Raw genomic sequence first — 22,066 nt, 5'->3', positions numbered from 1 at the left:
TCACCCGCCCGCCGCCGCTTGCTATGCAACCAGTTGCATAGAACGATCGGGGCATGGCGCTCGAACACGCGATCCTCGTCTCCCTGCTGGAGCAGCCCGGCTCGGGTTACGAGCTCGCCCGGCGCTTCGAGCGGTCCATCGGCTACTTCTGGACCGCCACGCACCAGCAGATCTACCGCGTCCTCAAGCGCATGGAGAGCGACGGTCTGCTCGACGTCCGCGACGTCCCGCAGGAGCGCCGGCCGGACAAGAAGGAGTACTCCGTCGCCGGACCCGGCCGCTCCGCCCTCTCCGCGTGGCTGCACGAACCGATCGAACCCGAGAGCCTCCGCCACGATCTCGCCGTGAAGATCCGTGGCGCGGCCTTCGACGACCCGGCCGCGCTGCTCCACGAGGTCGAGCGGCACCACCGGGTCCACAGCGACCGGCTCGCGCACTACCTCGCCGGGGAAATACGTGACTTCACCGGGCCCGGCGCCCCCGTACCGCTCGACGCGGGCCAGGAGCTGCAGCACGTCGTGCTGCGCGGCGGCATCGCCTACGAGCGCATGACGGTCGCCTGGCTCGACGACGTACTCGCCACGCTCCACCGGCTCGGCGCGGCCGGGCCGCGCGCCTGAACCGCCCCGCACCCTCCCGCCAGTACCCCTTCGGAAGGCGAACACCACCATGGCCGACCCGCTGCTCTTCAACCCTCACACCTACGACCCGGCGCACTTCGACGCCGAGACCCGCAGGCTGCTGCGCGCCACCGTCGACTGGTTCGAGGCCCGCGGCAAGCGCCGGATCATCGAGGACTACCGGACCCGCGCCTGGCTGGGGGACTTCCTGGAGTTCGCCGCGAAGGAAGGCCTGTTCGCCACCTTCCTCACCCCCGCCTCCGCCGCCGGGCAGGAGGACCAGCGCTGGGACACCGCCCGGATCGCCGCGCTCAACGAGATCTTCGGGTTCTACGGCCTCGACTACTGGTACGCCTGGCAGGTGACCATCCTCGGTCTCGGCCCGGTCTGGCAGAGCGACAACGCCGCCGCCCGCGCCCGCGCAGCCGAACTCCTGGCCCAGGGCGAGGTGTTCGCCTTCGGCCTGTCGGAGAAGGCGCACGGCGCCGACATCTACTCCACCGACATGCTGCTGGAACCGGACGGCGACGGAGGCTTCCTGGCCACCGGATCCAAGTACTACATAGGCAACGGCAACGCCGCCGGCCTCGTCTCCGTCTTCGGCAGGCGCACCGACGTCGAGGGCCCCGACGGCTATGTCTTCTTCGCGGCGGACAGCCGCCACCCCGCCTACCACCTCGTGAAGAACGTCGTCGACTCCTCCAAGTACGTCAGCGAGTTCCGGCTCGACGGCTACCCGGTCGGCCCCGACGACGTCCTGCACACCGGCCGCGCCGCCTTCGACGCCGCCCTCAACACCGTCAACGTGGGCAAGTTCAACCTCTGCACCGCCTCCATCGGCATCTGCGAGCACGCGATGTACGAGGCCGTCACCCACGCGCACAACCGTGTCCTCTACGGCCGCCCCGTGACCGCCTTCCCGCACGTCCGCCGTGAGCTGGCCGACGCCTACGTCCGGCTCGTCGGCATGAAGCTGTTCAGCGACCGCGCCGTCGACTACTTCCGCTCGGCGGGCCCCGACGACCGCCGCTACCTGCTGTTCAACCCGATGACGAAGATGAAGGTGACCACGGAGGGCGAGAAGGTCATCGACCTGATGTGGGACGTCATCGCCGCCAAGGGCTTCGAGAAGGACACCTACTTCGCCCAGGCGGCCGTGGAGATCCGCGGCCTGCCCAAGCTGGAGGGCACGGTCCACGTCAACCTCGCGCTCATCCTGAAGTTCATGCGCAACCATCTGCTGGACCCGGCCGGGTACGAGCCCGTGACGACGCGTCTGGACGCGGCCGACGACGCGTTCCTCTTCCGGCAGGGACCGGCCCGCGGCCTCGGCTCCGTACGCTTCCACGACTGGCGCCCGGCCTACGACGCGTATGCCTCGGTCCCCAACGTCGCCCGCTTCAGGGAACAGGCGGACGCCCTGTGCGCCTTCGTGAAGGACTCCGCCCCCGACGAGGAGCAGAGCCGCGACCTCGACTTCCTGCTGTCGGTGGGCCAGCTCTTCGCGCTCGTGGTCCACGGGCAGCTCATCCTGGAGCAGGCCCGGCTGACCGGCCTGGACGAGGACGTGCTCGACGAGCTCTTCTCCGTACTCGTCCGGGACTTCTCCGCGCACGCCGTCGAGCTGCACGGCAAGGACTCCGCGACCGGGGAACAGCAGCGGTGGGCCCTCGCGGCCGTACGCCGCCCCGTCGTCGACGAGGCGCGCGCGGCCAGGGTCTGGGAGCGCGTCGAGGCGCTGTCCGGGTCCTACGAGATGGCTCCGTAGACCGCGCGGACCCCGCCGCACCCTCCTGGCTCGTCCCTTCCGCGTCCGGGCTGCATCGCCCGGGCGCGCGGGGGCATATGGAAGGTCCGGCGGCCGGATCGGGCCGGCTGCCAGGAGGAGGAGAGCAATGGACACGGTCTGGGCAGTTCCGGCACGGCTCGACCGCTCGCTGGGCGACGACGTCATCGGGTACGAGGTGGAAGCACCGGACGGAAGCGTGGGTACCGTCGTCAGACTCTCGTCGGTCCCGGGCTTCGGCCATCTGGTGATCGACGCGGGCACCTGGAAGTTCGGGAGAAGCGTCGTCGTGCCCGCCGGGATGGTGGCGGCCGTCGACGACGCCGAGCGGGTGATCAAGGTCGGGTGCACCAAGGACCAGATCAAGGAAGCCCCGCGCTTCGAACGCGATCAGGACACCGGGGACCTCTTCTACCTGCGGAACCTCGGTACGTACTACGAATCCCTGACGGCCGCCCCGTAAGGAGCCGTGCGCCCGGCCGCCACCGGATCCCCGGTGGCGGCCGGAGTGCTGTCCGGCACCGGGGGACAGTGCTAGGAGGACTGTGCGCGCTGACTCCGCAGGCCGGTGGTGACCTTGACCGGCAGGAGCGCCAGCCAGCACCACATGGCGACGGCGGGGGAGAGCACATAGGCGAGCGGGATCGTGGCGCCGAAGACCAGGGCGGTGCCCACGAGATCGGCGGCCACGAAACGGGCGTCCCGCTCGGTGGCGGGATCGGAGTGCCTCGCCGCGCGCAGGCCCGTCCTGAGCACCGCCAGCTCCACGAGGTTGGTGACGCACACCGCCCCCGCGTAGACCGCGACGGCCAGGGGTTCGGAGGCGTACTCCGACAGCAGCGCGGTGGGGAACGGGATGAGCGCGATGGTGCCGAGCCAGAACAGCGCGAACTTCAGCGACGGCCCCTCGAACCGGGGGACCAGCTCCACGATCCTGCGGTGGTCCCGCCAGAAGGCGGCCAGGATCATGAAGCTCAGTGCATAGGCACCCAGGTCGGGCAGTACGCCACGGACGGCATCCCGGAAGCCTTCCGGGCTCAGCCCCGGCGGCACACGGACATCGAGCACCAACAGGGTCATGGCGATCGCGAAGATCCCGTCGGAGAGTGCGGTCAGCCGCTCCGCGTTCTTCGCGTCCTTCTCGTCGCCCGTGCCCGCCCGTGTGTCGTCCACCCGCCCAGCGTCGTGGGGCCGGGGAGCCCCGGGCGGGATTAGGCCGACAGCGGGCATGCCGGGCGCCGGCCGGGGTGCCTGCACCCCGGCGGGCCGGCGCCCTCGTGCCGGCGGTCGCTCAGGCGGTTGCCCAGGCGGTCGCTCAGGCCGTCTGGAGGCTGTCGCCCCGCGGCGCCCCGCCGGGCCGGCGCAGGACGGGGGAGACGGTGGTCCGCATGCCGAGCATCGTGTCGGCGACGTGCAGGGCCTGCGGAACGGCCTGGGTGCCGGTCATCACGCACAAGGTGTAGGCGGCATCCTCCACCGCACGGGAGGTCGCCGTCGTGGAGCGGCGCGCGTCCTCGATCCGTGCGTCGGCGTAGCGGGCCAGAGCGACTCTCAGGTCCTGAGGACTGGGTGTCAGCACAGCAGGTTCTCCTCTGTTCGGATCCACGTCCGGGGCGGAGCGCCGGGACAAGGGGGCCGTGGCGGGCCCGGCCGAGCGGTGCGGTCGCACACGGTGTGATGTGACCCGGCGTCACGCGTCTACCCATGTGCGGGCGGAGTACGCTCCCCGCCAGCGTGTGCACCGGTGGTTGCCGCCCCGGGCGTTCTACCGTTCACCGATGCGGTCTGTCTCCTGGTGGGTCCTGTGCTCCTCCCTGTGCGCCCCGGTCCTCCTCGTCGGCGGGTGGGCGGTCTCGGAACAGCTCCAAGGGCCGGGCTACGACTCCGCCACGACGACGATCAGCGTCCTGGCGGCGAACGGCGCGGCGGGGTACTGGGTGATGACGTCAGCGCTGGTCGCCCTGGGAGCCTGCCACGTCGTCACGGCGTGCGGACTGCGACCCGCCGCGCCGTTCGGAAGGGCGGCACTGGCCGGCGGCGGGCTCTCGGCGATGCTGCTCGCCCTGTTCCCGGCGCCGAGCAGCGGTGGTTCGTTCGCCCACGGTGTGGTCGTGGCCGTGGGCTTCTCGCTGCTCGCCCTGTGGCCGGTCCTGGCCGTACGGCGCGGCAGGGCGGCGCGGTACGGGCCGGGCGCGGTGGGCGGGCCGCGCGTGGCGCCGCCGCCCTGGGGGCTGCGGCCCGGGCCGTCCGTCACGGCCGCCGCGCTGATGTGGCTCGGCGGTGCCTGGTTCCTGCTCGCCCTCTTCGTACTCGACACCGCGGGGGCTGCCGAGCGCGTCCTCACGTTCGCCCAGTCCTTCTGGCCCCTCGTCGTGGTCCTGTCCTGCGTCCGGATGCGGGAGGACCGGATGCGGGAGGACCGGATGCGGGAGGACCGGTTCGGGGGAGAGGGAGAGGGAGAGGGAGGGGGAGGGGGAGGGGGAGGCCGGGCCGACGGCTGACGCGGGCGGCCCGGTGCCCCCTCCCGGAGCCTCTGTCAGGGACGCGGCCCGATCGCCCGGTCCCCGTCGCGGACCAGGATCGCCGCCGCGGGGCACGAGTCCGCGGCGTCCAGCGCGCGTTCGTCAGGAGCTATCCGCTCCCGCACGGGCCGGGCCCGGTCCTCGTCGTCCAGGGCGTACAGATCGGACGCCATCCCCGCGCACATGCCCGAACCCATGCACAGGTCGCGGTCCACCTCGGTCGTCCAGGCCACGGAGGTCACCACCCCACCGGCATCTCACGCGGACCGCGCACGAGCATCTGGTCCTTCCACTTCACGTCCCCCGCCAGATGCAGGGCGGGGAAGCGCACGAGCAGCGCCTCCAGCGCCTCCTGGAGTTCCAGCCTGGCGAGCGGTGCGCCCAGACAGTGGTGGACCCCGTGCCCGAACCCCAGATGCTGGACACCGGTCCGGGCCACGTCCAGACGGCCGGGGCCGTCGAACTTCAGGGCGTCGCGGTTGGCGGCACCGACGGCGACGAGCACCGGCTCACCGGCCCGGACGAGCGTGCCGCCGACCTCCACGTCCTCCGTCGCGTAACGGGGGAAGCCGGCACCGCTGCCGAGCGGGACGAACCGCATGAGCTCCTCGACGGCGCCGCGGATCAGCTCGGGGCGCTCCCGCAGCAGCTTCAGCTGATCGGGGTGTTCGAGCAGCGCGTACACGAAGTTCGGGATCTGGGTCGCGGTGGTCTCGTGGCCGGCGACGAGGATGCCGACGCAGAGATCGACCAGTTCCAGTTCGGTGAGCCGGTCACCGGTGTCGCGGGCCTCGATCAGCCCCGTCATCAGATCCTGCTGCGGGGTGCGCCGGTGCTCCTCGATCAGCGAACCCATGTACGCGCGCAGCTCCTCACGGCTGCGGAGGAACTCCTCGGCGGTCAGGGAGCTCGTGGAGAGAGCGGCGTCGCTCCAGGCCCGGAACCGCGGTCGGTCCTCCTCCGGTACGCCGAGCATGCGGCAGATGACCGCGACGGGGATCGGCAGCGCGTAGTGCTCCACCAAATCGGCCGGCTGGCCCTGGGCCTCCAGCTCGTCGAGCAGGCCGTGGGCCAGCTCCCGTACCCAGGGGCGTAACTTCTCCACCTGATGGACGGTGAACGCCTTCGCCACCAGGGTGCGCAGCCGGGTGTGACCCGGAGGGTCCATGCTCAGGATGCCGCTGTCCCGGCTCCCCTCCGACTGGCGCGGCTCGTCGTGGCGGAGGGCCTCGGCCCGGCTGAAGCGGCGGTCGCCGAGGACCAGGCGCGCGTCGGCGTAGCGGGTGGCCAGCCACGCGGGGTCTCCGTACGTCATGCGTACGCGCACGAGACCGGGCCGTTCCAGAGCTTCCTGGTACGCGTCCGCCAGGCTGATCCCGTCCGGTTCGTTGAAGGGATAGGGAACCGGCGTCTCTCCGGCTGTGGCCGTCATCGTGTTGCCTCCCTGGTTCTCGGCGGATGAAACAGATCATCCGAGAATCAGGCGGCGCCGCCGGAGAGGTCAACAGCGCCTTGTCGGCCATCCCGGGCCGTCGCCCTCCGCAGAGCGACGGCCCGGATCCGCGGGCGGGTTACGGCTTGCGGCCCACCGCCACATAGCCGGCGCTGATGACGTCGTCCTGGCCGGGAACCGGCTCCCCGAGCTCGGGATGCCAGCTCTCGGCCGCCACGATGCCGGGCTCGACGATCTCGAGTCCCTCGAAGAAGCGGGCGAACTGGTCACGCGTGCGGGGCGCCAGCGTGAGCGTGTTCGCCTTGTACAGGTCGTCGACCTTGCGGGCCGCCGCCGGGTGGAAGTCCGCGGTGACGTGCGAGATCACCACATGGCTGCCCGGCGCCAGGACCCCGGTCAGCCGGTCCACCAGCTCGTAGGCGCCGTCCTCGTCGCTCACGAAGTGCAGCAGTGCGATCATCGACAGGGCGACCGGCCGACCGAAGTCCAGGGTCCTGCCGGCGTGTTCCAGTATGGAGTCCACGTTGCGGGCGTCCGCCTGCACGTAGTCGATGGCCCCCTCGTCGGTGCCCTTCAGCAGGGCCTCGGCGTGGGCCAGGACGATCGGATCGTTGTCGCAGTAGACGACCCGGGTGGACGGCTCCGCCTGCTGGGCCACCTGGTGGAGGTTCGGCTCGGTCGGGATGCCCGTGCCGATGTCGAGGAACTGCCGTATCCCCTGGCCGGTCAGCCACCGGGTGGCGCGGTGCATGAAGGCCCGGTTCACCTTCGCCATGACCGGCACCCCGGGTTCGACGGCGAGCATCTGCCGGCCCATCGCCTCGTCGACCGGGTAGTTGTCCTTGCCCCCGAGGAACCAGTCGTACATCCGGGCGGGATGGGGCCTGCTGGTGTCGATGCGCAGGGCGGCATCGTTCTCCGGTCGGGACATGGCGAACTCCTGGGTGTACGTGTTCGTGCGCGGCAGCGGATGATCAGCTTGCGAACAGAATAGGCAACGCGCGTACCGAAGTTGTCGTTATGGCGACCAACTCTGCTGCCGGACCGGTCACTTCGTCGGCGATGTCGTCTACGTACCAGGCCGCGACGGAAGCCGGTGGGAGCGGCGGCGGGTAGGGCCGCCGCCGCCCCCGCCGGGGCCGGTCTGTACAGGGGTGTCGGACGGGCTGTCAGCCGGGGGCGACGGCGCGGCCGGTCTGCGGGGAGATCATGCCGGCGCACAGTCCCCGGCTCGCCAGGCCCTGCGCGATGCGGGGGATGGCGGCGAGCGTGTTGGCCGGCCAGTCGTGCATCAGGATGATCTGCCCGTTGGTGAGCCGGGCGTTGGCCTGCACGATGGCGTCGGTGCTCGCGTTGTTCCAGTCCTGCGAGTCGACGTCCCAGATGATCTGGGTCAGGCCGTACCTGGCCGCGGCCGCCTGCACCGTCGCGTTGGTCTCACCGTACGGAGGACGGAACAGCTTCGGCGTGCCCCCGCCCCCGGCGGCGATGGCCTGCTGGGTCCGGGAGAGCTCCGAGTCGACCTGTGCCTGGCTCTGCTGGGTGAGATGCGGGTGCGTGTAGCTGTGGTTGCCGACCCACATGCCGGCGTCCACCTGCGCCCGCACCTTGGCCGGATCGGCCGCTGCGTACTGGCCCTGGTTGAACATCGTGGCCCGCAGCCCGTTCTGCCTGAGGGCGTTGAGCAGGGCCGGGGTGCTGCCCGACGGGCCGTCGTCGAAGGTGAGTCCGACATACCCGTTGCAGGCGGCGGCTGCGTGGGAGGGCGTGGTGTCCACGGCGGCGGTGGCGGTCGCTGCCATCGCGGCGACGGCGACTGCCGTGACCACCGGCCGCAGGGACAGGCGGGGGGTGAGGTGCATGCGGGTGCGTCCTTCTCGTCAGGAGGGAGCGGGCGAGTCGAGTGTTGAACTGGACCTGTCAGGTGTCAATGGTTTCGGCGCATTCTGCGAAAGAGTCGGTCGGGTGGGCGGGTGACTCCAGGGGAGTTGTCACTGGTCAACGATGCCGAGCAACAATTTCGGCTGCTCGCTCCGAAGTGACACCTGGAATCGGCTTCCGGTGAACAGGCAACGCACTTCGAAAGTTTCGCCTTCAAGTCCGATTATGAGCCTTCGTTCTTAGGGGTGCTGGGTATTTGCCTAATGGTCCTAGGTAAATGCATAATCGGGTCTGCCGGAGGGAGATGGTGCATATGGCCAGGGCAGGACTGAACGCGGAGCGTCTGGCGCAGGCCGGGGCGGAGATGGCCGACGAGGTCGGCTTCGACAAGGTGACCGTCGCGGCACTCGCCCGGCAGTTCGGGGTGAAGGACGCGAGTCTCTACTCGCATCTGAAGAACTCGCAGGACCTCAGGACGAGGATCGCCCAGCTGGCCCTGGCGGAGATGGCCGACCGTGTCGCCGCCGCGCTGGCCGGGCGGGCGGGCAAGGACGCGCTGGAGGCCTTCGCGAACGCCTACCGCGACTACGCCCGGGAGCATCCGGGCCGCTACGCCGCGGCGCAGACCGGGCTCGACCCGGAGGCGGCCGCCGCCAGTGCGGGCCCCCGGCACTCCGGGATGACGCGGGCGATCCTGCGCGGCTACGACCTGACGGAGCCGGACCAGACCCACGCGGTCCGGCTGCTGGGCAGTGTCTTCCACGGCTACATCAGCCTGGAGTCGGGCGGAAGTTTCAGCCACAGCGAGCCCGGCACCGAGGAGACCTGGTCACGGGTGCTGGACGCCCTCGACGCCCTCCTGCGCAACTGGCCCGCCCCCTGACCCGGAGCCACCGGCCTTCCCTCCCCGACCGAGACAGACCGCACGACGGACAGGCAGCGAGCATGAGCACCCGGCACCAGCTGATAACCACACCTCTCACCGAGGACCTCCTGCGCGGGGCCCTCGACCTGGAGCGCACCGAGCACGGTCTGCTGCCGCACCGGCTGCCCGCCCGTGCGCGCGCCCAGAACACCGACGGCCAGCTCGCCATGGCGGAGGCCCAGCCCGCCGGCGTACGGCTCGTCCTGCGCACCCGGGCGACCGTCGTGGAGCTGGACACCCTGCCCACCAAGCGGGTGTACGTGGGCGCCCCGGCCCGGCCGGACGGGGTGTACGACCTGCTGGTCGACGGCCGCCCCGCCGGCAGTGCCACGGTGGCCGGGGGCAACACCCTGACCATCGACATGTCGACCGGATCGGCCGAGGTCCTGCCGGGCCCGGTGGGGACCCTCCGCTTCGACGGTCTCTCCGAAGGCATGAAGGAACTGGAGATCTGGCTGCCGCACAACGAGACCACCGAGCTGGTCGCCCTGCGCACCGACGCCCCGGTCGAGCCGGTCCCGGACCGGGGGCGGCCGGTGTGGCTGCACCACGGCAGCTCGATCAGCCATGGCTCCGACGCCGCGAGCCCCACCACCACCTGGCCCGCGCTGGCCGCCGCCCACGGCGGGGTGGAGCTGATCAACCTGGGATTCGGCGGCAGCGCGCTGCTCGACCCCTTCACCGCCCGCGCCCTGCGCGACACACCCGCCGACCTCATCAGCGTCAAGCTCGGCATCAACCTGGTCAACACGGACGTGATGCGCCTGCGCGCCTTCACCCCGGCCGTCCACGGCTTCCTCGACACGATCCGCGAGGGCCACCCCACCACTCCGCTGCTCGTGGTCTCGCCCCTCCTGTGCCCCATCCACGAGGACACGCCCGGCCCCAGCGCGCCGGACCTCGGCGCCCTGGGCGAGGGGAAGCTGAGCTTCCGTGCCACGGGGGACCCGGCGGAGACCGCGGCCGGAAAGCTCACCCTGGGCGTCATCCGGGCCGAACTGGCCCGCATCGTCGAGCAGCGGGCGGCCGAGGACCCGCACCTGTTCCACCTCGACGGCCGGGAACTCTACGGGGAGGCGGACTCCGCCGAGCTGCCGCTCCCCGACGCCCTGCACCCCGACGCCGCGACGCACCGCCGCATCGGCGAGCGCTTCGCGGAGCGGGCGTTCCGTGCGGGCGGCCCGCTGGCCTACGTGGCCGGCTGACCTCGTGGGCGCCCCCGTCGACGGGGGCCGTGCCGCCCGGGCCGGCTGAGCCAATCGGCCGCGCCCGGACAGGGGCCGGTTGAGAGCGGACACCCTCAAGGGCATTCTGGGACAAAGGTCGTATCTGCAGGTTCGTGGGCGACCTGCCCAGGCGGGAGGACGAGTGATCGGCCCGTGAGCATGGACGAGACGGAGCCCCCCGGCCCACCCGTCGGCCGAAGCCGGGCCGCACCCACCGGTGACGGGCCGCCCGTCGGTGTGCCGTCCGAGGAGATGCGCTGCCGGATCCTCGAACAGCTGCCGGTGATGGTGGCGTACTTCGGCCGGGACCAGAGGCTCGCCATGGCCAACACGGCGTCGGCCTCCGTCGTGGGCACGTCCGAGGCCGCCATGCTCGGGCTGCGGCCCGGGGAGGCGGAGCCCGGGAAGATCCTTCAGGGCGGGGAGGGCCTGGCGGAAGCGATCGAGCGGGTGCTGCGGACGGGCCAGGGCGAGCCCTACGAGACCCACCTCGTGATGGAGGACAGGGAGCACATCTGGCAGGCGGCGCTGTCTCCGGTGCGCGATGCCGCCGGCGAGGTGCAGGGTGTGTCCGTCGTGACCCTCGATACGACCGAACAATTCTGGGCACGCAAACGCCTCGCCGTGCTGAACAAGGCCAGCAGGCGCATCGGCAGCACTCTCGACGTGGGCCGCACCGCCGAGGAGCTGGCGGAACTCGCCATCGAGGACTTCGCCGACTTCGTCGCCGTCGACCTGCTCTCCGAGGTGCTGACGGGTGACGAGGCGCGTTCCGTGCTGCACAGGGAGACGATCAGTTTCCACCGGGTGGCCCAGAGCTCCGTCCTCGAAGGGTGTCCCGAGGCGGTCGTCCCGCTCGGCGGGACCCACGCCTACGACCGGAAGTCCGAGGTGGGACGCGCACTGGTCCTCGGCGAACCGGCGCGCTTCGACGTGGACGAGGAGACGCTGAACCGCTGGGCGACGGTCGACCCCGCACGGACGCGGAGCATGCGCGAGCACAAGATCCACTCGGCCCTGGTGGTTCCCCTGCGGGCCCGGGGCATCACCCTCGGCATAGCGCTGTTCTGCCGGCACCGGACGCCTGGCCGATTCGGCGCCGCCGACCTGCAACTCGCCGCCGAACTGGTCTCACGGGCGGCCGTCTGTGTCGACAACGCCCGCCGCTACACCCGCGAGCGCGCCACGGCACTCGCCCTCCAGCGCAGCCTGCTCCCGCGGCGGGCGGCCCGCCAGCAGGCGGTCGAGGTCACGGCGCGCTACCTCCCGAACACCACAGGAGCGGGCATCGGAGGGGACTGGTTCGACGTCATCCCGCTGTCCGGCGCCCGGGTCGCACTGGTGGTCGGCGACGTCGTCGGCCACGGTCTGCACGCCTCGGCGACCATGGGCAGGCTCCGTACCGCCGTACGGACGCTCGCCGATGTCGACCTCGCGCCCGAGGAGCTGCTCACCCAGCTCGACGACCTCGTGCTCACACTCGACCGGGAACAGCCGGCGGAGAGCTCCGAGGGCGGGCAAGTGGCCGGCGCGACCTGCCTCTACGCCGTCTACGACCCGGCGACCGGGCGCTGCACCATGGCCAGGGCGGGCCACCCGGAGCCGATGCTCACCTGCCCCGACGGCACCGTGAGGCAACTGTCGCTGCCCTCCGGGCCACCGCTCGGCATCGGCGGCCTGACCTTCGAGGGCGCCGAGTTCGAACTCCCCGAGGGCAGCCGGCTGGCCCTGTACACGGACGGTCTGATCGAGACGGAGGACAGGGACGTCGACAGCGCTCTCGACGAGCTCCGGGAGCTGCTGGGCCGGCCCACGCTCTCCCTCGAGGAGTCCTGCGACACCGTCATGGACGCACTGGTCCCCGAGCGCCCCATCGACGACGTCGCCCTGCTGCTGGCCCGCACCAAGCGCCTCGACGCCGACCACTACGCCTCGTGGGACCTCCCCGCCGACCCGGCCGTCGTCTCGAACGCCCGTAAACGCGCCGCCGCGCAGCTCGACGCATGGGGCCTGGACGACGCGGTGTTCACCACCGAGCTGGTCGTCAGCGAACTGGTCACCAACGCCATCCGCTACGGCGGCGATCCCATCCGGCTCCGCCTCATCCGGGGCACCGCGCTCATCTGCGAGGTATTCGACGGCAGCAGCACCGCTCCCCACCTGCGCCGCGCCCGGATCTTCGACGAGGGCGGACGCGGTCTGCTGCTCGTCGCGAGCCTCACCGAGCGCTGGGGCACCCGGTACAGCAGCACCGGCAAGACGATCTGGGCCGAACAGCCGCTTCCGGACTCGGAGGAACCGGACCTCTTCTGAGGGCGGCCGGTGTCCTCCCGCTTCCGACCGCGCGCACCGCCGTGCTGCTACGGGGAAACGGGGGCAGCCGGTCCGGGTTCCGGGGGCCCGGCTGTCCGTACGACTCCCGCCAGGACCGTCGTCACCATCCGGTGGACCGCGCCCGCCTCCGGCGGGGCGGTGCTCCGGTCGGCGTACAGCAGATGTCCGGCCCCGATCAGGGTGGGCGCGAGCGTGCCGATGTCGGCATCCGCGGTGACACGGCCCAGGTCGCGTTCCGCCGCGAGGTAGGAGGCGGCCATCGCCGCCCCTTCGGACAGGATCGGGACGCCGGCCGGCGACGTACTGCGGAGCCTGGAGCGCAGCTCGTCCCGGAAGGTGAGGAGAGGGATGATCGCCACGGCGACCGGGCCGAAGAGGGCCGTGAGCGCACGGGCGAGATTGCCGGTGACCGTCCCCGTCCCGGCGGAGACCCGCAGTGCGGTGGCCTGGGCCTCGATCTCGCCCGTCCGTGCGAGGACGAGTGCGGCGAGGAAGGCGTCGAAGTCGGCGAAGTGCCGGTGCAGGACGCCCTTGGCGCAACCCGCCTCCGTGGTGACCGCCCGGCTGGTCAGGGCGCTCGGCCCGTCCCGGAGCAGGACGCGTTCGGCCGCGTCGAACAGCTGCTGACGCGCGTCCTGGATGTGTACCCCTGTCGGCACCGTGCTCCCCTCGTTCCGCCCGCCCCGTTGAGTGAGTGGGCAGGTGCCCACTAGAGTGGGCGCATGCCCACCTTACCGCAGGAGCACTCAGGGCCCGCCGAGGGCCGACCCCATCAGGCCCGGGAGGTGGCCCAGTCGTTCGGCTCGGACGCCGAGCGCTACGACCGGACCCGCCCCCGGTATCCCGACGCGCTGGTGGAGGCGGTGACCGCCGCCGCCCCCGGCCGGGCCCTTCTCGACGTCGGCTGCGGCACCGGGATCGGGGCGAGGCAGTTCCGGGACGCCGGCTGCACGGTGCTCGGGATCGACCCCGACGCGCGGATGGCCGGGGTCGCCCGGCGCAGCGGCATCGAGGTCGAGGTGGCGACGTTCGAGGACTGGGAGCCGGACGGCCGCCGGTTCGACATGGTGGCCGCCGCGCAGGCCTGGCACTGGATCGACCCGGTCGCCGGTGCGGCCAAGGCCGCGCGGGTGCTGCGGCGCGGCGGTCGGCTGGCGGCGTTCTGGCATGTATTCGAGCCTCCGGCCGAGGTCGCGGACGCCTTCGCCGCGGCCTTCCTGCGGGAGGTGCCCGACTCCCCGTTCGGCCGGCCGTCGGACGGGCGGGCCGGGGGTGCGTACGAGGCGATCCTCGACCGGGCCGCCGACGGCATCCGTACGGCGGGCGGCTTCGGCGACCCCGAGCGGTGGCGTTTCGACTGGGAGCGGGCCTACACCCGGGACGAGTGGCTGGACCTGCTGCCCACCCAGGGCTCCCTCACCCGGCTCGCGCCGGAACCGCTGGCGAGGGTGCTGGAGGAGGTCGGGGCCGCGATCGACGCGATGGGCGGCGGTTTCACGATGTCCACCACCACGGTGGCGGTCGCCGCCGTACGCACGGGGACCGCCTGACCCGGGTCCGCCGCCGGGGCCGGCTCCCGGCGCCGTCGCGCGGCACCGGGAGCCGTGGGCCTTCGGACCGGATCAGACCTCCGGGGCGGGGTACGTCGGGTACTCGACGCCGGAGACGTGCTGGACGACCCGGATGACCTGGGAGGAGTAGCCGAACTCGTTGTCGTACCAGAGGTAGAGGATCGCGTTGTCGCCCTCGACCTTGGTGGCGCCCGCGTCGACGATCGAGGCGTGGCGCGAGCCGATGAAGTCGCTCGAGACCGCGTCGGGAGCGGTGATGAAGTCGATCTGGCGCCTGAGCGGCGAGGTCAGCGACACGTCGCGGAGGTGGTCGAGGACCTCCTGACGGCTGGTGGCGCGCCCGAGCTGGAGGTTCAGGATCGCGATCGAGACGTCCGGCACCGGGACCCGGATGGAGCTGCCGGTGATCTTCGCCTGGAGGTCCGGCAGCGCCTTGGTGACGGCGGAGGCGGCGCCCGTCTCGGTGATGACCATGTTGAGCGGCGCCGACCGGCCGCGCCGGTCGGAGTTGTGGTAATTGTCCAGCAGGTTCTGGTCGTTGGTGAACGAGTGGACCGTCTCCACGTGGCCACGCAGCACGCCGTACTCGTCCGCCATCGCCTTCAGCGGCGGGACGATCGCGTTGGTGGTGCAGGAGGCGCAGGAGATGATCTGCTCGTCCGGCTTGATCGTGTCGTGGTTGACGCCGTGCACGATGTTGGGGACGTCGCCCTTGCCGGGCGCGGTCAGGACGACCTTCCCGATGCCGGGGCGGAGGTGCTTGGACAGGCCCTCGCGGTCACGCCACCGGCCCGTGTTGTCGATCAGGATGGCGTCCTTGATGCCGTACGCCGTGTAGTCGACGGTTGTCGGGTCGTCCGAGTAGATCACCTGGATCTCGTTGCCGTTGGCGATGATCCTGCTGTTCGCCTCGTCGACGGTGATCGTGCCCTGGAACTGGCCGTGGATGGAGTCGCGGCGCAGCAGCGAGGCACGCTTCACCAGGTCCTGCCCGGCGGCCTGGCGTACGACGATGGCGCGCAGCCGCAGACCGTTGCCCGAGCCGGTCTTCTCGATGAGCAGACGGGCCAGGAGGCGGCCGATGCGGCCGAAACCGTAGAGGACCACGTCGCGCGACTCGCGGCGCTCCGTCTTGTTGGCGCCCGTGGCGCCGGCCACGGCCTCGGCGGTGAAGTCGGCCACCGACAGGCCGCGGTCGTCGCTCCGGTACGTCGCGGCGAGCATGCCGAGGTCGATCTGCGACGGGCCGAGGTCGAGCGCCGTGAGGGCGTGCAGGAACGGCAGGGTCTCGGTGACCGAGAGCTCCTCGCCGGCGATCTGACGGGCGAACCGGTGGGTCTTGAGGATGCTGACCACCGACTTGTTCACCAGGGAGCGGCTGTGGAGCAGGACCGTGACGTCCCGCTCCCGGTGCAGCTTCCCGATGATCGGGATCATCGACTCCGCGATCTCCTCACGGGTCTTCCAATTGGTGAACGAGTCCTCGGTGGCAGTCACAAGTCCATCTTTCGAGCTAGGCGGTGCTCATATGTTAACCGCACCGGATTTTGACCATGCAATCGGTGCCGTCCGGGTGCCCCGCCCGCTCGAATCGACGGTGCCCGGTCGATGACCGGACCGGCCCGGCCCCCGTCAGGTGCCGGGCCGATACCGGGCTTCACGCCTCGGTCCGCTCCAGCCACTCCTGTCGAACTCGGGGGTCGCCCCCATCCGGTTGCCGTGCACCCCGGCGGACGGCGCCGGAGCACCGTCCGCCGGGGCGGGTGTGTCACCGGCCGCTCATGCGCCCGTCTTCTCCGGGGTCCCGGCCGTCGAGGCGCCGGACGCGATGCCGAACGAGGGGTCGGGCACCTCCTCGGGGCTGATCAGCGTCGAGGAGCGGCCGTCGACGCCGACCGGGACGTCGCCGTCGATGGTGACGCGGCGGAGCTTGCGCTCATGGGCGTCGGAGTCGTCCACGCCGTAGTGCTGGGTGGCGCGGTTGTCCCAGATGGCCACGTCGCCGGTCTGCCACTGCCAGCGCACGGTGTTCTCCGGCCGCTCGATGTGGGACTGGAACAGGTCGACGAGCGCACGGGAGTCGCGGCCGGTCAGCCCGCTGATGCGCTGGACGAAGTTGCCCAGCAGCAGGACGCGTTCGCCGGTCTCGGGGTGGAGGCGCACCACCGGGTGCTCGGTGAGGAACTTCGTCGAGGTGAACACCTTCCGGTACTGGGCGAGGGCCTCCGGGCGGGCCTCGGGGCGCAGGGCCACGTAGTCGTAGTCGTTGGAGTGGACCGCGCGCAGGCTGTCGGCGAGGACGCGCAGCGGCTCCGGCAGCTCGGCGTACGCGGCACCCTGTTGGCCCACAGGGTGTTGCCGCCGTACGGCGGGATGACGACGGCCCGCAGGATCGAGAAGGCCGGATAGGCCGGCACGAAGGTCACATCGGTGTGCCACTGGTTGGCCCGGCCACCGTGGTCGGAGTCGATGCCGAGCGAGTAACGGCCGTCGGCGGACGGGACGGTGGGGTGGGCGACCGGGGTGCCGAGCAGTCGGCCGAACGCCTCGTGGCTGTCCTCGTCCAGGTGGTCCTGGCCGCGGAAGAAGACCACCTTGTTGGCCAGGAGTGCGGCCCTGATCCCGGCGACCGTCGCGGGATCCAGGTCACCGCCGAGGCGCACCCCGGAGATGACGGCGCCGAGACGGCCGCCGATCTTCTGGACGGTGAGGGTGGAGGCGGGAGCGGTGGTTGCTGAGGACATGACGGGATTCCCTTCGGGACACGGAACGCGGAACGCGGGATGCAGGATGCGGAACGGGGTCTGCGGTACGGGGAGTTCGGAGCGGGGAGCCGGGCTCACCCAGGACCGGCATTCATTAATCTTGGAGAGGAAGTAATCGGCCGAGCAGTCGGCGCGGGAGGTGCGGAGCACCGGGTGCGGAGGTGGACCGTGGTGGGGACGGACCGTGGGTGGGGATGGGCCGTGGTGCGGTGCGGAGCCGCCTGGGACGTACGGGCCGGAAGTGGCGGGTCAGGCGGCGGAACAGCGGCCCGGACACGCCGTCGGCGTGATGGGGCGGCCGGCGTGTGCGGGCCGCGCTGCGGAAACGGCCGTCGCGAACATGCCCCGGAGACTTCCAGCGCCCCACGGCGGGCGTCAAGCACCCGCCCGTCCCCCGGAGCCCGCCCGGCGGTGGTTGAATCAGCGCTCGCACGACGCTCGCACCGCAGCAGGTGACGCCTGGTCAAACCGCCTCCGACCTGCTGTTATATCGCCGGTCGCGTACGTGGTGCACACGGTTCCCGTGTGCCGGGCACAGGGTCCGGACCGAATTCATGCCGCCGTAATGTTGCGACGCCCCGGTGTCGCAGGACCGAAGGAAGGGCCCCCATGACAGCCGCCCCGCAGATCTCCCGGGCGACCGGCGACGGCCGCCGTGAGGCCAACGCCGCCACGGTGTTGCGTACGGTGCTCGACCACGGGCCCGTCGCCCGCCGGACGATCGCCCAGCTCTGCGGGCTGAGCCCGGCCGCCGTCTCCCGTCAGTGCACCGACCTGGTCCGGCTCGGTCTCGTGCGGGAACTGCCCGAGCTCGTGGAGAGCAGCGGTGTGGGCCGGCCCCAGATCCCGATCGACCTGCACACCGGTCCTGCCGAGGGGGACGAGGGGACGGCGGGCCCGGTGGTCGGAGGCATCCACATCGGCGTACCCGCCTCGACGTTCGGCCTCATGGACCTGCGGGGCGGGCTGCTGGCCCGGCGCCACCTCCCGCACGACGGCATCGCCCCGGGGGACCTGCCGCGCCGGATCGTCGACGGGATGCGGGGCTTCCTCGACGACGCGGTCCGGGGCAGGCCCCTGCTGGGGGTGGGCGCGGCGCTCGGCGGCTGGGTGGATCCCGCCCTGGGGACGGCGGTCCGGCATGACGCGCTGGGCTGGCACCACCGTCCGCTGGCGGCCGAACTCGCCCGTGGCCTGGGCGGGATCGAGGTGCGGATCGACAACCATGCCCGGGCCATCGCCCAGTCGGAGATCCTCTTCGGTCGGCCGGCGGCCCGCCGCAGCCTGGTACATCTCTTCGTCGGCAACGTGGTCGACGCCGCCCTGGGCATCGCCGGGGTGGTCCACCAGGGCCCCGGTTCCGGCGCGGGCGACGTGGCCCATCTGCCCGTACCGGACTCCACGGTCCCCTGCGCCTGCGGGAGAACCGGCTGCCTGGAGGCGACGGCCTCCAACACGGCGATCGCGCTGACCGCGGTGCGCCGAGGCATCGTGCCCGAGCCGGACGTCTTCCTGCTGGTGGACGCGGCGGCGGCGGGGGACCGGCGCGCGGACCGGCTGCTGCGGGAGAGGGCCCGCGCGGTCGGCCGGGCGGCCGCCCTGCTGCTCGACGTCCTCAACCCCGATCTGATCGTGGTCACCGAACACTCCAGCCTCCTCAACCCCGAGTACCTGGAGGAGATCCGCGGCGCCGCCGTCGATCTCTCCCATGTCTGCGGGGACCCCGAACGCATCGTCAGCCCGCATGCCGGGACGGCCACCCTGCCCGTGGCGGCCGGCACGATCCTGCTGCACCCGCTGTTCAGGCGGCCTCTGGCGACCATCGAGGGATAGCGGGGAGGGGAAGGTGCGGGAGGACGGGGGGCCTTGAGCGCCTGTACGGGAACGCGTCTCCTGCGGCCGCTCCCTTCCCTCACGTCATGTCCTCGTGTCGCCCTCCATTCGTGTCGCAGCGGAATCAAGCTCCTCGGGCTGGGCCTGGCCGGCTGCCGCTCGGCGGTCTCGGACGATGACCACCCCGCCCCGGCCGTCCGCCCGTGAGATGCCCAGGCCCACGGGCTGATGGCCCTGCCACCCCCGCACGAACTACTGTGCGGGCGGGCCGGGCCAGCAGGACCGGCAGTCGGAGGAGAGGTCTCATGGGGACGGTCGTCCATGTGCCGCAGACGCGGGACATGATCGGGGAGGAGCTCTCGGGGGACGAAGCCCTCAGCGCGCTGCGCCACTACGGCGGGCGCAAGCTGCTCCTCGACGCCTTCGCACGCTTCCGGTACGCCGACGGGTTCAGCTTCGCGCGGTCCCTCGGATTCCAGGTGGTCGTGGGCATGGTGCCCTTCGTGATCGCGCTGGTGGGCGTGGCCACGACGGTGCACACCGAGAGCATCGCCCGCGTGATCGAGCTGACGCTCGGAAGGATCGTGCCCGGCGCCAGCGTGGAGCTCGTGCAAGGTGCGTTGCGGGACACCCGCCGGAGTGCGGGCTCCACGGCAGGGGCGCTGGCGATGTGGCTCGGCCTCGGCTTCGCCGTGCTCAACCTCGCCTCCGCGATGGGCCAGATCGAACGAGGCTGCAACCGCATCTACGGCATCGAGCGCGATCGTCCCTTCCTCGCCAAGTACGGTCGCGGCCTGCTGCTGGCCGTCGCCGCGGGACTGCCCCTCATGCTGGGGTTCCTCGTGCTGGTCGCAGGCGAAGCCGTCGGGGACTCGGTGGTGGAGGCCCTCGGCTGGTCGCGGTCCTGGCTCGGCTGGTGGGGCGTCCTCGAGATACCCGTCGGCACGGTCTGCGCCGCACTCGCCTCCGCCGTGATCTTCCGCTGGTCGCCCCGGCGTGTGCAGCCCGGCTACACGTGGCTGGTCTTCGGCTCCGCCGTGCATCTGGTCCTGTGGGTCGCGGCCACCTGGCTGCTCACCTTCTACGTGGGCAGAAGCGGTTCGTTCGGCGCCGTCTACGGGCCGCTGACCGCGTTCGTGGCGCTGCTGCTGTGGGCCAACCTGACCGGCATCGTCCTGTTCCTCGGGATCGCCTTCGCGGCCCAGCTGGAGGCCGCCAGAGCGGGTATCACCGAACCCGTCCGGCCGGATCCCGGTCCCGGCACCTGAAGGCCGCCCGGCCGCGGGGAGGCATCGGTCGCGGCCGGCGGGGCAGGCGCATGTCATGCAGGGAAGCCACGCACAGCCCAGGACGGACATGCCCCACGGTGCGCCCCTTCGTGGGCCTGACGCCGTGGAACACCCCGCGCACCACGGTGGCGGGGGCCGTCACCGCCTGCTCGGGCACCGCAAGGGCGACTGGCACCGGCGTCTGCTCGCCTACAGCGAGGTCGAGCTGGTGCACCCGGACGGACAGGGCGCCGGTGACGCGCAGTGTCTGCTCCTGGTCCACGTGCGCAAGGTGGTGGGCCACGTGGACTTCCGCCTCTGCGCCTCCTGTGCGGAGGCGGTCATCACCGAGGTGCTCATCGAGAAGCAGTTCCACCGCAGCGGGCTGGGCACCAGGGCGCTCTCCCACCTGCGAGCCCGGTATCCGGGAGTCGTCTGGCGCACCACGCTCGACCGGCGCGGGACGCGCGACCTGATGCGCCGGATGCGCGTACCGAGGCAGGCCGAGGGCAGCCGCTGCTCCCATGCGAACGGCTGACGGCAACCGCTGCTCCCACGCGAACGGCTGACGGCAACCGCCGCTCCCACGCGAACCGCTGACGGCCGGCCCCTGCTCGTCGCGGTCACTCCGCCGCGTCGGCCCGCTCCTCGTCCGCGGCCAGGATCGAGATCTCCAGCTTGCGCAGCAGCCGCGCGAGCTGCCGGCGCTCGGAGGGCGACAGCCCGCCGAGCATCCGGCTCTCGTTGTCCAGATGCTCGGCGAAGGCCGTGTCCACCGTGGCGAGGCCCTTCTCCGTCAGACGGGAGTAGACGACCCTGCGGTCCTCGGTGTCCCGCTCACGGACGATCAGCCCGTCCTTCTCCAGCCGGTCGATCCGCAGGGTCACCCCGGCCGAGGACACCAGCCCGGAGTCGGCGAGCTGTCCCGCCGTCAGCCGGTACGGCGCACCCGCCCTGCGCAGCGCGGTCAGGACGTCGAAGCCCGCCACGGACAGGCCGTGCCGCTCGATCGATTCGGTGAGCCCGGTGCTGTAGCGCAGGAAGGAGCGGTGGAGCCGGGCGAGGACCTCCAGCGGGCTGGTGTCCAGCTCCGGCCGCTCCCGCGCCCAGTCCTCGATCACCTTCGCCACGGCGTCCTGGTCCCCAGGCCTTGATGCTGCCATCTCATCCCCTTGTACGGCGTCGGCCGGCGCCCCCCGGCTTCTCACTGCACTGAGAATCTTACCGCTGAGGCGATAGGACGATCATCAGCCGCGGGACCGCCGCCGCACCACCCTGACCAGCACCACGGCCAGCAGCACGGCCGCCGTGGGTACGGCCGCCTTCCTGAGCAGCACCGGCAGAGCAGCCGCGCCGAGGTCCACCGCCTCCGGCTCGGCCGCGGAGGCGGCCGGCACCTGGCCGCCGGAGCCGGGCCGCTCCCGCAGGACGCCTTCGAGACGGTCCGCGAACTGCTGGACGAGCCGGTCCCCGACCTCGGTCATGATGCCGCGGCCGAACTGGGCCGGACGGCCGGTGATGTCGAGGTCCGTGCGCACGTGCACCCGCGTGCCGTCGGGGCCGGCGGCCAGGGTCGCGGTGACCGTCGCGGACGCGGTGCCCGAGCCCCGGGTCTCGCTGCCGCTGAGGTCGAGGTGCATGGAGCGGGCGGCCTCGTCCCGCGTGACGGTGCCCTCGCCGCGGTAACTCATCTGCACCGCGCCGATCCTGACCTTGACCCGGCCGGTGAACGCGTCGCCGTCGAGCGTGTCGAGCACCGCGCCGGGCATACAGGGCGCGACCCGGGCGAGGTCGTGGAAGAGCTTCCACGCCTCATCGGGATCGGCCGGAACGGTGAAGGTGTGGTCGAGCTGCATGGTTTCCCATCCTTGGATTGCGGAGG

20 protein-coding genes and 2 pseudogenes are annotated in these 22,066 nt (G+C 71.8%); 11 read left to right on the top strand and 11 right to left on the bottom strand.

Going from position 1 to position 22,066, the window contains the following annotated elements:
• Positions 1–53 precede the first annotated feature (53 nt).
• From JKV81_RS25380 to JKV81_RS25370, 3 genes are all read left to right on the top strand, one after another.
• The gene (locus JKV81_RS25380) at positions 54–620 is read left to right on the top strand and encodes a PadR family transcriptional regulator (RefSeq protein ID WP_129260732.1); all 567 of its coding nucleotides are present in this window, start codon (positions 54–56) and stop codon (positions 618–620) included.
• Positions 621–669: 49 nt separating this feature from the next.
• On the top strand, positions 670–2,388 hold the full coding sequence (locus tag JKV81_RS25375; RefSeq protein ID WP_202077954.1) for an acyl-CoA dehydrogenase family protein: 1,719 nt from the start codon (positions 670–672) through the stop codon (positions 2,386–2,388).
• Positions 2,389–2,515: 127 nt separating this feature from the next.
• The gene (locus tag JKV81_RS25370) at positions 2,516–2,869 is read left to right on the top strand and encodes a hypothetical protein (RefSeq protein ID WP_129260730.1); all 354 of its coding nucleotides are present in this window, start codon (positions 2,516–2,518) and stop codon (positions 2,867–2,869) included.
• A gap of 71 nt (positions 2,870–2,940) precedes the next feature.
• Here JKV81_RS25370 and JKV81_RS25365 read toward each other — a convergent pair whose 3' ends face one another.
• On the bottom strand, positions 2,941–3,579 hold the full coding sequence (locus tag JKV81_RS25365) for a TMEM175 family protein (RefSeq protein WP_241748394.1): 639 nt from the start codon (positions 3,577–3,579) through the stop codon (positions 2,941–2,943).
• 142 nt (positions 3,580–3,721) lie between these two features.
• Complete coding sequence (locus JKV81_RS25360) at positions 3,722–3,985, bottom strand: DUF5133 domain-containing protein (protein WP_202077952.1); 264 nt, start codon at positions 3,983–3,985, stop codon at positions 3,722–3,724.
• Between the two features lie 199 nt (positions 3,986–4,184).
• On the opposite strand from JKV81_RS25360, the gene JKV81_RS25355 reads away from it, so the two are divergent.
• Positions 4,185–4,907, top strand: a complete 723-nt coding sequence (locus tag JKV81_RS25355; RefSeq protein ID WP_202077951.1) for a DUF998 domain-containing protein — start codon at positions 4,185–4,187, stop codon at positions 4,905–4,907.
• A 35-nt stretch (positions 4,908–4,942) separates the two neighbouring features.
• On the opposite strand, the gene JKV81_RS25350 is transcribed toward JKV81_RS25355, so the two are convergent.
• From JKV81_RS25350 to JKV81_RS25335, 4 genes and pseudogenes are all read right to left on the bottom strand, one after another.
• Entirely contained in the window at positions 4,943–5,170 is a 228-nt protein-coding gene (locus JKV81_RS25350; protein ID WP_124278921.1) for a ferredoxin, read from the bottom strand.
• On the bottom strand, positions 5,167–6,360 hold the full coding sequence (locus JKV81_RS25345) for a cytochrome P450 (protein WP_202077949.1): 1,194 nt from the start codon (positions 6,358–6,360) through the stop codon (positions 5,167–5,169). The genes JKV81_RS25350 and JKV81_RS25345 overlap by 4 nt, the downstream gene beginning before the upstream one ends.
• A 139-nt stretch (positions 6,361–6,499) precedes the next feature.
• The gene (locus JKV81_RS25340) at positions 6,500–7,312 is read right to left on the bottom strand and encodes an SAM-dependent methyltransferase (RefSeq protein ID WP_202077947.1); all 813 of its coding nucleotides are present in this window, start codon (positions 7,310–7,312) and stop codon (positions 6,500–6,502) included.
• 244 nt (positions 7,313–7,556) lie between these two features.
• Positions 7,557–8,183 (bottom strand): annotated as a pseudogene (locus JKV81_RS25335) (polysaccharide deacetylase family protein); the annotation flags it as partial.
• Between the two features lie 392 nt (positions 8,184–8,575).
• On the opposite strand from JKV81_RS25335, the gene JKV81_RS25330 reads away from it, so the two are divergent.
• The 3 genes from JKV81_RS25330 to JKV81_RS25320 all read left to right on the top strand — a co-directional run bounded on the left by JKV81_RS25330 (position 8,576) and on the right by JKV81_RS25320 (position 12,726).
• Positions 8,576–9,145 (top strand): TetR/AcrR family transcriptional regulator, encoded by a 570-nt coding sequence (locus JKV81_RS25330; protein WP_202077943.1) that lies wholly within the window; start codon positions 8,576–8,578, stop codon positions 9,143–9,145.
• 62 nt (positions 9,146–9,207) lie between these two features.
• The gene (locus JKV81_RS25325; protein ID WP_202077941.1) at positions 9,208–10,392 is read left to right on the top strand and encodes a GDSL-type esterase/lipase family protein; all 1,185 of its coding nucleotides are present in this window, start codon (positions 9,208–9,210) and stop codon (positions 10,390–10,392) included.
• Positions 10,393–10,572: 180 nt separating this feature from the next.
• Positions 10,573–12,726 (top strand): SpoIIE family protein phosphatase, encoded by a 2,154-nt coding sequence (locus JKV81_RS25320; RefSeq protein ID WP_129266829.1) that lies wholly within the window; start codon positions 10,573–10,575, stop codon positions 12,724–12,726.
• A 47-nt stretch (positions 12,727–12,773) separates the two neighbouring features.
• On the opposite strand, the gene JKV81_RS25315 is transcribed toward JKV81_RS25320, so the two are convergent.
• Positions 12,774–13,406 carry a TetR/AcrR family transcriptional regulator gene (locus JKV81_RS25315; RefSeq protein ID WP_202077939.1) on the bottom strand — a complete coding sequence of 211 codons (633 nt, stop codon included), beginning with the start codon at positions 13,404–13,406 and terminating at the stop codon, positions 12,774–12,776.
• A gap of 63 nt (positions 13,407–13,469) precedes the next feature.
• On the opposite strand from JKV81_RS25315, the gene JKV81_RS25310 reads away from it, so the two are divergent.
• Positions 13,470–14,297: a class I SAM-dependent methyltransferase gene (locus tag JKV81_RS25310; protein WP_202077937.1), complete on the top strand. Its 828-nt coding sequence runs from the start codon at positions 13,470–13,472 to the stop codon at positions 14,295–14,297.
• Positions 14,298–14,369: 72 nt separating this feature from the next.
• On the opposite strand, the gene JKV81_RS25305 is transcribed toward JKV81_RS25310, so the two are convergent.
• Together JKV81_RS25305 and JKV81_RS25300 are read right to left on the bottom strand one after the other, a co-directional pair.
• On the bottom strand, positions 14,370–15,815 hold the full coding sequence (locus tag JKV81_RS25305; protein ID WP_129260716.1) for a glyceraldehyde-3-phosphate dehydrogenase: 1,446 nt from the start codon (positions 15,813–15,815) through the stop codon (positions 14,370–14,372).
• A 282-nt stretch (positions 15,816–16,097) separates the two neighbouring features.
• Positions 16,098–17,062: pseudogene (locus tag JKV81_RS25300) on the bottom strand (TauD/TfdA dioxygenase family protein).
• Between the two features lie 630 nt (positions 17,063–17,692).
• Between JKV81_RS25300 and JKV81_RS25295 the strand changes: the two are divergent.
• The 3 genes from JKV81_RS25295 (at position 17,693) to JKV81_RS25285 (ending at position 20,722) form a co-directional block, all read left to right on the top strand.
• Positions 17,693–18,916 (top strand): ROK family transcriptional regulator, encoded by a 1,224-nt coding sequence (locus tag JKV81_RS25295; RefSeq protein WP_202077935.1) that lies wholly within the window; start codon positions 17,693–17,695, stop codon positions 18,914–18,916.
• A gap of 305 nt (positions 18,917–19,221) precedes the next feature.
• Positions 19,222–20,184, top strand: a complete 963-nt coding sequence (locus JKV81_RS25290) for a YihY/virulence factor BrkB family protein (protein WP_124278588.1) — start codon at positions 19,222–19,224, stop codon at positions 20,182–20,184.
• Positions 20,185–20,308: 124 nt separating this feature from the next.
• The gene (locus JKV81_RS25285) at positions 20,309–20,722 is read left to right on the top strand and encodes a hypothetical protein (RefSeq protein WP_241748393.1); all 414 of its coding nucleotides are present in this window, start codon (positions 20,309–20,311) and stop codon (positions 20,720–20,722) included.
• Positions 20,723–20,807: 85 nt separating this feature from the next.
• Here JKV81_RS25285 and JKV81_RS25280 read toward each other — a convergent pair whose 3' ends face one another.
• A complete protein-coding gene (locus JKV81_RS25280; protein WP_129260710.1) occupies positions 20,808–21,347 on the bottom strand; it encodes a MarR family winged helix-turn-helix transcriptional regulator in 540 nt (179 codons plus the stop codon).
• Positions 21,348–21,431: 84 nt separating this feature from the next.
• On the bottom strand, positions 21,432–22,040 hold the full coding sequence (locus tag JKV81_RS25275; protein WP_129260709.1) for an SRPBCC family protein: 609 nt from the start codon (positions 22,038–22,040) through the stop codon (positions 21,432–21,434).
• Positions 22,041–22,066: the final 26 nt, after the last annotated feature.

It is taken from the genome of Streptomyces silvae, assembly GCF_016745505.1.
GTDB classification, from domain to species: domain Bacteria; phylum Actinomycetota; class Actinomycetes; order Streptomycetales; family Streptomycetaceae; genus Streptomyces; species Streptomyces silvae.
Note: the sequence above shows the minus strand (reverse complement) of the source record. Positions and strands in the feature narration are given on the sequence as shown.